General features: G+C 74.2%; 11 protein-coding genes. 4 read left to right on the forward strand and 7 right to left on the reverse strand.

The genetic code is table 11. From position 1 onward, the window contains the following. The 4 genes from EAO71_RS11035 to EAO71_RS11050 all read left to right on the forward strand — a co-directional run. On the forward strand, positions 1-1,143 hold a 1,143-nt coding region (locus EAO71_RS11035; protein ID WP_261992093.1), incomplete at its 5' end, for an ADP-ribosylglycohydrolase family protein. After that, complete coding sequence (gene rbsK / locus EAO71_RS11040; RefSeq protein ID WP_147979226.1) at positions 1,140-2,060, forward strand: ribokinase; 921 nt, start codon at positions 1,140-1,142, stop codon at positions 2,058-2,060. The genes EAO71_RS11035 and rbsK, both read left to right, overlap by 4 nt. Next, on the forward strand, positions 2,057-3,265 hold the full coding sequence (locus EAO71_RS11045; protein WP_147977555.1) for a CaiB/BaiF CoA transferase family protein: 1,209 nt from the start codon (positions 2,057-2,059) through the stop codon (positions 3,263-3,265). Before rbsK ends, EAO71_RS11045 begins: the two co-directional genes overlap by 4 nt. Continuing rightward, positions 3,262-4,056 (forward strand): HpcH/HpaI aldolase/citrate lyase family protein, encoded by a 795-nt coding sequence (locus EAO71_RS11050; RefSeq protein WP_147977556.1) that lies wholly within the window; start codon positions 3,262-3,264, stop codon positions 4,054-4,056. Before EAO71_RS11045 ends, EAO71_RS11050 begins: the two co-directional genes overlap by 4 nt. Before the next feature lie 90 nt (positions 4,057-4,146). On the opposite strand, the gene lgt is transcribed toward EAO71_RS11050, so the two are convergent. The 7 genes from lgt to EAO71_RS11085 form a co-directional block, all read right to left on the reverse strand. After that, positions 4,147-5,151 (reverse strand): prolipoprotein diacylglyceryl transferase, encoded by a 1,005-nt coding sequence (gene lgt / locus EAO71_RS11055; protein WP_147977557.1) that lies wholly within the window; start codon positions 5,149-5,151, stop codon positions 4,147-4,149. Positions 5,152-5,235: 84 nt separating this feature from the next. Next, positions 5,236-6,057, reverse strand: coding sequence for a DsbA family protein (locus EAO71_RS11060; protein WP_147977558.1), 822 nt, complete (start codon positions 6,055-6,057; stop codon positions 5,236-5,238). Between the two features lie 64 nt (positions 6,058-6,121). After that, positions 6,122-6,946: a tryptophan synthase subunit alpha gene (trpA, locus tag EAO71_RS11065; protein ID WP_147977559.1), complete on the reverse strand. Its 825-nt coding sequence runs from the start codon at positions 6,944-6,946 to the stop codon at positions 6,122-6,124. After that, complete coding sequence (gene trpB, locus EAO71_RS11070) at positions 6,943-8,181, reverse strand: tryptophan synthase subunit beta (protein ID WP_147977560.1); 1,239 nt, start codon at positions 8,179-8,181, stop codon at positions 6,943-6,945. Before trpB ends, trpA begins: the two co-directional genes overlap by 4 nt. A 220-nt stretch (positions 8,182-8,401) precedes the next feature. Continuing rightward, entirely contained in the window at positions 8,402-8,566 is a 165-nt protein-coding gene (gene trpM / locus EAO71_RS39990) for a tryptophan biosynthesis modulator TrpM (protein ID WP_393550994.1), read from the reverse strand. 136 nt (positions 8,567-8,702) lie between these two features. Further along, positions 8,703-9,512: an indole-3-glycerol phosphate synthase TrpC gene (trpC, locus tag EAO71_RS11080; protein WP_147977562.1), complete on the reverse strand. Its 810-nt coding sequence runs from the start codon at positions 9,510-9,512 to the stop codon at positions 8,703-8,705. A 121-nt stretch (positions 9,513-9,633) separates the two neighbouring features. After that, positions 9,634-10,071 (reverse strand): DUF2752 domain-containing protein, encoded by a 438-nt coding sequence (locus EAO71_RS11085; RefSeq protein ID WP_147979227.1) that lies wholly within the window; start codon positions 10,069-10,071, stop codon positions 9,634-9,636. Positions 10,072-10,075 lie beyond the last annotated feature (4 nt).

Genomic DNA, 10,075 nt, shown 5'->3' on the forward strand with positions numbered 1-10,075 from the left:
TGCGCGGCGGTCTCCGGCGGCTGGGACACCGACTCCAACGGCGCCACCGCCGGTTCCGTGGCCGGCCTGCTGGCCGGCCACCCCGACCGGCTGCGCGACGCCCTGCACGCCGCCTGGCTGGGCCGCGCCGCCGGATGCCTGCTCGGGAAGCCCGTCGAGAAGCTGCCGCTGGCCACGATCCGCGCGCTGGCCCGGGCCACCGGCAACTGGCCCCTCTCCTCCTGGTTCACCGCCCGCGGCGTCCCGCCCGCGCTGCTGGCCGCCCACCCCTGGAACCGTCGCTCCGCGGCCACCTCCCTCGCCGAGAACATCGACGGGATGCCGGAGGACGACGACCTCAACTACCCCTTGCTGAACCTGCTCCTCCTCCAGCGGTACGGGCGCGACTTCACCACCGCCGATGTCGCCCGGCTCTGGCTCGACGAACTCCCCGCCGGCCGCACCTTCACCGCCGAGCGCGTCGCCTACCGCAACCTCCTCGACGGCGTCGAGCCGCCGCTGACCGCCGCCTACCGCAACCCCTTCCGCGAGTGGATCGGCGCCCAGATCCGGGCCGACGTGCACGGCTGGACCCACCCGGGCGACCCGGCCGCCGCCGCGGCCCAGGCGTACCGGGACGCGGCGCTCACCCACACCGGCAACGGGATCTACGGCGCCATGTTCGTCGCCGCCACCCTGGCCGCCGCCGCGACGGGCACCGCCGACGTGCACCGGTCGCTGGCCTGCGGGCTCGGCGTGATCCCGCCGGGCTCCCGGCTGGCCGCCGCCGTCCGCCTCGGCATCGACAGCGCCCGTGCCACCCCCGACTTCGACGCGGTCGTGGACCGACTCCACGACGCCCTCGGCGGGTACCACTGGGTCCATGCCGTGCCGAACGCCGCCGTGCTCGCCGCCGCGCTCACCCATGCCGACGGGGACTTCTCCCGCTCCGTCTGCGCGGCGGTCTCCGGCGGCTGGGACACCGACTCCAACGGCGCCACCGCCGGTTCCGTGGCCGGCCTGCTGGCCGGCCACCCCGACCGGCTGCCCGAGCGCTGGACCTCCCCCCTCAAGAACCGGCTGTCGACGTCGGTCCCGTCCTTCGACGGCATCGGCTTCGACACCCTCGCCGCTATGACGCATCTGGAGGCAGTACGCCCATGACCAGCATCGTGGTGCTCGGCAGCACCAACATGGACCTCGTCGCCTTCGTCCCGCGGGCCCCCGCGCGCGGGGAGACGGTCACGGGGCGGGAGTTCCGGACGATCCCCGGCGGCAAGGGCGCCAACCAGGCCGTCGCGGCCGCCCGGGCCGGGGCCGAGACGGCGATGATCGGCGCGGTCGGAGCGGACGAGTTCGGCCTGCGGCTGCGGGCCGCGCTGGAGGCCTCCTCGGTCGACACCGACCTGCTGCGCACCGCCGAGGGCCCTTCCGGCACCGCGCACATCGTGGTCGACGACGACGGCGGCAACGCCATCGTCGTCGTCCCCGGCGCCAACGGCACCGTCGTCTCCCTCGACCACGGCGACGAGGCGCTCATCGCCACCGCCGACGCCCTCCTCCTCCAGCTCGAACTCCCCCTGTCCGCCGTGACCGAGGGCGCCGTCACCGCCCGCCGGCTGGGCGTCCGCACGATCCTCACGCCGGCCCCGGCACAGCCGCTGCCGCCCGAACTCCTCGCCGCCACCGACCTCCTGGTCCCCAACGAGCACGAGGCGGCCGCGCTCACCGGCATCGCCGACCCGCGCGGCGCCGCCGAGGCGCTGCTCCGGTCCGTGCCCGAGGTGGTCATCACCCTCGGCGCGGCCGGCTGCCTGCACGCGGCCCGGGGTTCCGAGCCCCTCGCCGTCGCCGCCCCGCGGGTGAAGGCCGTGGACACCACCGCCGCCGGGGACACCTTCGTCGGCGCGCTGGCCGTCGCCCTCGCCGAGGGCCGGCCCGTCCCCCGGGCGCTGGCCTGGGCGGCGACCGCCGCCGCGCTGTCGGTGCAGCGGGTGGGCGCCTCGTCCTCGATGCCGTACCGCGCCGAGATCGACGCGGCCCGCGACTCCCTCGACGGCCTGGAGGTCGACGCCGTATGACCCGTACCGGAAGCGAGACCGCCCCTCCCCTCCAGGGCCTGCGCGTCCTCGATCTCGCCACACTCTTCGCCGGCCCGCTGGCGGCCATGATGCTCGGCGACTTCGGAGCCGACGTGGTCAAGATCGAGCACCCCCGCAGACCCGACCCGTCCCGCGGCCACGGCCCCGCCAAGGACGGGGTCGGACTGTGGTGGAAGGTCCTGGGCCGGAACAAGCGGACGATCACCCTCGACCTCTCCACCCACGGCGGCCGTGACACCCTGCTGCGGCTGGCGGCGGAGGCCGACGTGATCGTCGAGAACTTCCGCCCGGGCACCCTGGAACGCTGGGGTCTGGGCTGGGAGGAGCTGTCCGCCGCCAATCCCGGCCTGGTGCTGGCCAGGGTCACCGGCTTCGGCCAGTTCGGCCCGTACTCCCACCGCCCCGGCTTCGGCACCCTCGCCGAGGCGATGAGCGGCTTCGCCGCGATCACCGGCGAGCCGGACGGACCGCCGACGCTCCCCCCGTTCGGCCTGGCCGACTCGATCGCCGCCCTGGCAACGGCGTACGCGGTGATGACCGCGCTCACCGCCAGGACCGCCACCGGCCGCGGCCAGGTCGTGGACATGGCGATCATCGAGCCGATGCTCTCCGTCATCGGGCCGCACGCCACCTGGTACGACCAGCTCGGCTACGTCCAGCCCCGTACCGGCAACCGCTCCCGGAACAACGCCCCCCGCAACACCTACCGGACCGCCGACGACTCCTGGGTGGCCGTCTCCACCTCGGCGCAGTCCATCGCCGAGCGCGTGCTGCGCCTGGTCGGCCGCCCCGAGCTGATCGACGAGCCGTGGTTCGCCGACGGCGCGGGCCGGGCGGCGCACGCGGACGTCCTCGACGAGGCGGTGGGCTCCTGGATCGCCCGCCACACCCGGGACGAGGCGATGGCGGCCTTCGACAAGGCCGAGGCGGCCATCGCCCCCGTCTACGACGTCCGTGACGTGCTGGACGATCCGCAGTACCAGGCCCTGGACACCATCACCGAGGTCGCGGACCCCGAGCTGGGCCCGCTGCGGATGCAGAACGTCCTCTTCCGGCTCTCCGAGACGCCCGGCGCGATCCGCTGGGCCGGCCGGCCGCACGGAGCCGACACCGCGGAGGTCCTCGCCGAGCTCGGACTCACCCCTGGCGAGATCACCGCGCTGCGCGGCGAAGGAGCCGTATGAGCTTCCCCCTGACCTGGCTGTACGCCCCCGGGGACCGGCCCGCCGTCGTCCGGAAGGCACTGGTCTCGGGCGCGGACGTGGTGATCGTCGATCTGGAGGACGCGGTGGCCCCGGACCGCAAGGCGTACGCCCTGGCCGCCACCGCGGACCTGCTCGCCGACCCGCACCCCGTCCCGGTCCACGTCCGCGTCCACGCGCCGCGCGACATCCCCCCGCTGGCCGCCCTGCCCGGTCTGCGGGGCTTCCGCCTCCCCAAGGTCACCCACGCCACCGACATCCAGCGGATCGCCGACGAGTTCCCCGGCATCCCGCTCTACCCGCTGCTGGAGAACGCCCTGGCCGTCGAGCACGCCTACGCGATCGCCTCCGCCCACCCATCCGTGCACGGGGTCGGGCTCGGCGAGGCGGACCTCCGCGCGGATCTGGGGGTACGGGACGACCGCGGGCTGGACTGGGCCCGCGGGCGGATCGTGGTCGCCGCCCGGGCGGCGGCGCTGCCGCCCCCCGCCCAGTCGGTCCACCCCGACATCCGCGACCTGGACACGCTGGCGGCCAGCTGCGCCCGGGGCCGCCTGATGGGATTCCTCGGCCGCGCCGCGATCCACCCGCGCCAGCTCCCGGTCATCGAGCAGGCGTACCTCCCCACTCCCGACGAGATCGCCGCCGCCGAGGAGGTCGTCAAGGCGGCGCAGACGGAGGAGGGCGCCCTGGCCCTCCCGGACGGCCGTTTCGTCGACGCGGCGGTGGTGGAGGGCGCGCGGCGGATCCTGACGCTCGCGGCCCGCGTCTGACCGGCCGCCGCGGTCCGCGGGCATACGGCAGGGGCCGCCCTCCGGACCTCTCGGTCCCGGGGGCGGCCCCTGGTCGTACGGTGTCGTCGGTCAGCCCTTGCCGGCCGCACCCGCTCCGTTGCCCGCGCCGTTCCCGGCCGGCTCGTCGTCGTGCGTCGGCGGGGCGTCCGCGGCCTCGGCGTCCACGGTGCCCGTGGTATCCGCCGTGTCCGTGGCCTCCGCCGCGTTCTCGTCCGGTCCGGACGTCTTGTCCGCTGCCGCGCCGGCACCGGGCTTCGCCGGCCTCTCCGGCTCCACGATCTCCTCGCGGCCGGGGCGGATCCGGGACGAGACCACGATGTAGGTCACGGCCAGGACGAAGACGACGATCGCGGTCCAGACGTTCAGCCGCAGGCCCAGGACGTGGTGGGCCTCGTCGACGCGCATGTACTCGATCCACCCGCGGCCCGCGCAGTAGGCGGCGACGTAGAGCGCGAAGGCGCGTCCGTGCCCGAGCTTGAAGCGGCGGTCGGCCCAGATGACGAGCAGCGCGACGCCGATGCACCACAGCGACTCGTACAGGAAGGTCGGGTGGTAGATCCCGGCCTCGCGGTTCGCACTGGCGGTGATCTTCAGGCCCCACGGCAGCTCCGTCGGGCGGCCGTACAGCTCCTGGTTGAACCAGTTGCCCCAGCGGCCGATCGCCTGGGCGAGCGCGATGCCCGGCGCGATGGCGTCCGCGTAGGCCGGCAGCGGGATGCCGCGGCGGCGGCAGCCGATCCAGGCACCCACGGCGCCGAGCGCGATGGCGCCCCAGATGCCGAGGCCGCCCTCCCAGATCTTGAAGGCGTCGACCCAGTTCTCACCCTCGCTGAAGTACAGCTGGTAGTCGGTGATCACGTGGTAGAGCCGGCCGCCGACGAGGCCGAAGGGCACCGCCCAGACGGCGATGTCGGCCACGGTGCCGGCTTTGCCGCCCCGGGCGATCCAGCGCTTGTTGCCGAGCCAGACGGCGACGAAGACACCGATGATGATGCAGAAGGCATAGCCGCGCAGCGGAACCGGTCCGAGGTGGAGCACACCGGTCGACGGGCTGGGAATGTAGGCAAGGTCCATGGCAGGTCCGACGCTACCCTGCCGGGCGGGCAGGACGGCAGCCCACCCGGCAACGTCTGAGTAACTAAGAGTCCGCTCGCGCGCTCACGGGGCGGACGGGGAGGCCGTGCCGGGCTTCTTGCCCTTGTTCGCCTCGGCGACCCACTTCTTCAGGTTCGCCGGGGAGATCTGCTCGCCGCCCTTGGTCGGGAAGATCGATTCTCCGTTCAGCAGCACCGACGGCGTGCCGCTGAAGTTGCCGCTCTTGAAGGCCGCGTGCGACTCGCCGATCCAGCTGTCGTGGGTGCCGCCCTCGACACAGCTGCGGAACGCCGGCGTGTCGAGCCCGGGCACCTTGGCCGCGAGCTCCAGGAGCTTCGCGTTGTCCGCGAAGGCGTCGTCCGTCTCCTCGGGCTGGTTGACGTAGAGCACGTCGTGGTACGGCGTGAACTTCCCGGCGTCCTGGGCGCACGCGGCGGCGTTCGCCGCCCGCAGGGAGCCGCTGCCGCCCATGTTGCCGTCGATGAGGGTGGCCAGGTGGTACTCGGTCTTGAGCGCGCCCGCCGCCTCCAGCTCGTGGATCGTGTCCCGGAACGCGTTCTCGAAGGACGCGCACGCCGGGCAGCGGAAGTCCTCCCAGACCGTGAGCGTGGAGGGCGCGTCCGCCTTGCCCGTCGGGATCGCCGGCTGGTCGCCGCCGGTGGCCCCGGTCGGGGCGACGACCGGACCCGCCTTGTCGGAGCCGCTGTCGTTGTCACCGCTGTTGGCCGCGATCACCCCGACGACCGCGGCCAGGCCGAGGACGCCGACGACCGCGGCCGACACGATCAGGACGCGTCGCTGCCTCTCCCGCGCCCGGTCTCGCTCGCGCTGCTGCTGGAGGCGCTCCCGGGCGCTTCGGTTCCCGTCACTGTTCTTCTCGCTCACGCTCCGGGCAACGAACCGGGGAGGCACTTCCGCGCCTCCCCGGTCCCAGATCCACCCATACGGGCTACGAAGCCCGGCGCACGCCCTCGGCGAGTTCGGCCGCCAGTTCCCTTACGGCCACGAGGCCGGCCGCCTCGTCGTCGGCGTCGAGCATCCGCTTGACGAACGCCGAGCCGACGATCACGCCGTCGGCGAAGCCGGCGACCTCCTTCGCCTGCGCGGCGTTGGAGACACCGAGGCCGACGCAGACCGGGAGCTCCCGGCCGTCCGTGGCGGCCCGGGTGCGGCCGACGAGGTCGGCGGCCTCCCGGCCGACGGACTCGCGGGTTCCGGTGACGCCCATCAGCGAGGCGGCGTAGACGAAGCCCGAGCCGACGGCCGTGATGGTGGCCAGGCGCTCGTCCCGGCTGCTCGGCGCGACGACGAAGACGGTCGCGAGACCGTGCTTGTCGGCGTGCTCCCGCCAGGTCGCCGACTCCTGGACCGGCAGGTCGGGCAGGATGCAGCCGGCGCCGCCGGCCGCGGCCAGCTCCTCGGTGAAGCGCTCGATGCCGTAGCGGTCGATCGGGTTCCAGTAGGTCATGACCAGCACCGGCTTGCCGGTGGCGGCGTGCGCCTCGCGGACCGTCCGCATCACGTCCGCGATCCGGACCCCGCCGCGCAGGGCGATGTCGTCGGCCGTCTGGATGACGGGGCCGTCCAGGACGGGGTCGCTGTGCGGCAGACCGACCTCGACGATGTCGGCGCCGCCGTCGAAGGCCGCCTTGACGGCCTCGATGCCGCCGTCCACGGTCGGGAAGCCGGCCGGGAGGTAGGCGATGAGGGCGGCGCGGTTCTCCGCCTTCGCCTCGGCCAGGGTGTCGCTCAGCAGCTGGATGTTCCCGCTCACCGCGAGCCCTCCCCGTCGTAGAGCCCGAAGTAGCGGGCGGCGGTGTCCATGTCCTTGTCGCCGCGCCCGGAGAGGTTGACGACGAGCAGTCCGTCCTTGCCGAGCTCCTTGCCGACCTCCAGCGCGCCGGCCAGCGCGTGCGCCGACTCGATGGCCGGGATGATGCCCTCCGTGCGGGAGAGCAGGCGCAGGGACTGCATCGCCTCGTCGTCGGTGACGGCGCGGTACTCACCGCGGCCGATGTCCTTGAGGTAGGAGTGCTCGGGGCCGATGCCGGGGTAGTCCAGACCCGCCGAGATCGAGTAGGGCTCGGTGATCTGGCCCTCGTCGTCCTGGAGGACGTAGCTGCGCGAGCCGTGCAGGATGCCGGGCTCGCCCGCCGTGAGGGTGGCGGCGTGCTCTCCGGTCGCCACGCCGTGGCCGGCCGGCTCGCAGCCGATCAGCCGGACGCCGGAGTCCGGGATGAAGGCGTGGAAGAGGCCGATCGCGTTGGATCCGCCGCCGACGCAGGCGACGGCCGCGTCGGGGAGGCGGCCGGCGCGCTCCAGGATCTGGCGCCGGGCCTCGACTCCGATGACCCGGTGGAAGTCGCGGACCATGGCCGGGAAGGGGTGCGGTCCGGCGACGGTGCCGAAGAGGTAGTGCGTGCGGTCCACGTTGGCGACCCAGTCGCGGAACGCCTCGTTGATCGCGTCCTTGAGGGTGCGGCTGCCGGAGGTCACCGGGATGACCTCGGCACCGAGCATGCGCATCCGGGCGACGTTCAGCGCCTGGCGCTGGGTGTCGATCTCGCCCATGTAGATCGTGCACTCGAGGCCGAACAGGGCGCAGGCGGTCGCGGTGGCGACGCCGTGCTGGCCGGCGCCGGTCTCGGCGATGACCCGGGTCTTGCCCATGCGCTTGGTGAGGAGCGCCTGGCCGAGCACGTTGTTGATCTTGTGCGAGCCGGTGTGGTTGAGGTCCTCCCGCTTGAGGAAGACGCGCGCGCCGCCGGCGTGCTCGGCGAACCGCGGCACCTCGGTGAGGGCGCTGGGCCGGCCGGTGTAGTTGACCATGAGATCGCCGAGCTCGCGGGCGAACTCGGGATCGGCCTTGGCCTTGTCGTACTCGACGGCGACCTCGTCCACGGCGGCCACGAGGGCCTCCGGGATGAACTTGCCGCCGTAGGGGCCGAAGTAGCCCTCGGCGGAGGGAACCTGTCCCTCGGGGTCGGGAATGAAGAACTCGCTGGACATGCGACTGCTCCTCGCGGGGCGAAGGGCCCCGGATGACGTGCTGACGATGGTCACGTTATGCGCGCGAGTCCGCGGTGCGCCGCAGCGGCGCCGGGTCCGCCGAGGGCGGTCCGGGCGGGCGGGCCGGCGGCCGTACGCGTGTACGGCGGTGCCGGGAGCCGGGAACGGCCGTCGGTGGCCGGGTGCGTACGGCGGGTCGCCGTACGGAACCGAGCGTCCGCTAGCGGTGGTGGGTGCGCGCGGGGCGCGGGCGCCATCGCATGCCGTTGACCTGGCCGGGCTCGTCGCCGATCACGTACCGCACACGGCGGCCGTGGACCCGGCGGGCGGGCGCCCGGCAGCCGCGCGGGCGGCAGCCCCGGGCCAGCGGGGCGTGGGCCGCCACGGGCGCGGCGGCGGTACGGAGCCGTCCGCTGCGGCCCGGTGCGGCGGGCGGGACCGCCGCGGCCGCGCGCACGCCGTGGGCGCCCCGGGCGGTGCCCGGGACGGTCGGCGCGGCGTGGCTCGCGGTCATGATCGGGTCAGCTCCGGCCGTGGCGGAGCGCCGGGTGGGCGCCGGCGGCGACGAGGTCGGCGACGGCGGCCTTCGGGTCGCGGCCGGTCACGAGGGACTCGCCGACCAGGACCGCGTCGGCGCCGGCGTTGGCGTACGCGATGAGGTCGTGGGGCCCGCGGACACCGGACTCGGCGACCTTGACGATCCCCGCGGGGATCTCCGGGACGACCCGGTCGAAGGTGGAGCGGTCGACCTTGAGGGTCTTGAGGTTCCGCGCGTTCACGCCGATCACCCGGGCGCCGGCCTCGACCGCGCGCTCCGCCTCCTCCTCGTCGTGCACCTCGACCAGCGGCGTCAGGCCGATGGACTCGGCGCGCTCGATCAGGGAGACCAGGGCCTCCTGCTCCAGCGCGGCGACGATCAGCAGCGCGAGGTCGGCGCCGTAGGCACGGGCCTCCCACAGCTGGTAGGCGGTGACGATGAAGTCCTTGCGCAGGACCGGGATGTCGACCCGGGCACGGACGGCCTCCAGGTCGGCGAGCGAACCGCCGAAGCGGCGCTCCTCGGTCAGCACGGAGATGACGGCGGCACCGCCGGCCTCGTAGTCGGCCGCGAGTCCGGCCGGGTCGGCGATCGCGGCGAGGGCGCCCTTGGACGGGCTGGAGCGCTTGACCTCGCAGATCACCTTGACGCCGTCGCCGCGCAGCGCGGCGACACCGTCCTTGGCCTGCGGCGCCTTGGCGGCGCGCTCCTTGAGCTCGTCGAGGGAGACCCGCGCCTGCCGCTCTGCGAGGTCGGCGCGCACGCCTTCGATGATCTCGTCGAGCACACTCACGCGAGAGGCCCCCTTCCGGGAGGGTGATGGTGGTGATGATCCAGGTTCAGCCATGTCGATGGTATCCGCAGGACGGGTCTGCACCCGCATCCGGGCGACGTGCGTCCCATCTGCTGGGACTTCAGGGCGCCAGCGCGGAGCCGAAGGGAAGGTTCCGTACGAGGGTGAAGAGGGCCAGGACCGCCCCCACGCCCCACCAGCCGAGCGGGGGGACCGCGAGTCGCATCGGCGCGCCGCGGACGGCGCGAATCAGCCAGACGGCCATGAGGACGGCGAAGAGGCCGTAGCCGACGACGGCCAGGGCGTTGGCGCCCAGCGCGGTGCCGAGGTCGCCGTGGACGAAGGCGTGGGCGCTGCGGAGCCCGCCGCAGCCGGGGCAGAGGATCCCGGTGAAGCGCAGCAGCGGGCAGACCGGGTAGTGCCCGGGCTCGTTCGGGTCGACCGTCCCGACGTAGGCGAAGGCGGCGGCGACTCCGGCGAGCGTCCCGACGGGCGCGAGAAGCCGCCGTACGGGGCCACGGGGCGCGGGAGCGCCCGGGGACGGGTACGCGGCGGACAGCGGG

It is taken from the genome of Streptomyces sp. MS191, from assembly GCF_008042125.1.
In the GTDB taxonomy this organism is placed as follows: Bacteria; Actinomycetota; Actinomycetes; order Streptomycetales; family Streptomycetaceae; genus Streptomyces.